Below are 741 nucleotides of genomic sequence, written 5' to 3' on the forward strand. Positions count from 1 at the left end.
GACGGGGACTAATACTTTCATGACTGCCATCCTTTTAATTGTTCAACCTGCTTCAACGGCATACAGCCCAGCCGTGGACAGCGACTTCGCCGACGTTGTTGGTCGACCATAATTCGATGCGCCCATTCTCGTCGCCTGCGCCGGCGTGCAAATGGAACGGGCCGATATCGAAGGTCGGACGTTTGGCGCGGAACTCGAAATGTTGCAGTGCGCGGCCCGGCGCCACCTCACGCAACAAGAACTCGACCAGCATGGTGGCCAGCAAGGGACCGTGCACCACTAGGCCCGGATAATGTTCCACACCGGTGGCGTAAGGATGATCGTAGTGGATCCTGTGTCCGTTGAAAGTCGCCGCCGAATAGCGGAACAAGTGCACCGGATCGGGCTGCACCCGCTGCGTTCGCTCGGCCGGCTTCACGAAGGAAAACTCTTCACCCTTGAGCTGCCTCACCCGCTCGGCGAGCAAAGCCAGCGCTTCACGTTCGCCGGTACTGCTGACGTCGCGATAGACGATGTCCTGCTGCTCCTCCAGCAACTGCAGGCTGTCTTCACGATAGAGGTGGCGCACCGTCACGAACACCATGTCGCCCGAGCTTCCCGATTTGGATTCCACTGACAGGATGGTCGACTCCTTCTCGATCCGCGCGCCCACCTTGAGGTCGCCCCGCCAATCCAGCCGACTGCCTGCGAACATCCGGCGCGGCAGCGACACCGGAGGCAGGAAATCGCCGCGCGGCCCGC

Annotated in this window: 1 protein-coding gene; it reads right to left on the bottom strand. The window is 61.3% G+C overall.

Going from position 1 to position 741, the window contains the following annotated elements; translation table 11 throughout:
- Window positions 1-52 precede the first annotated feature (52 nt).
- Window positions 53-741 (bottom strand): HTD2 family dehydratase (locus HLUSI_RS29835; RefSeq protein WP_016835733.1); only part of this gene is annotated, 689 nt, incomplete at its 5' end.

The organism is Herbaspirillum lusitanum P6-12 (genome assembly GCF_000256565.1).
In the GTDB taxonomy this organism is placed as follows: Bacteria; Pseudomonadota; Gammaproteobacteria; order Burkholderiales; family Burkholderiaceae_D; genus Herbaspirillum; species Herbaspirillum lusitanum.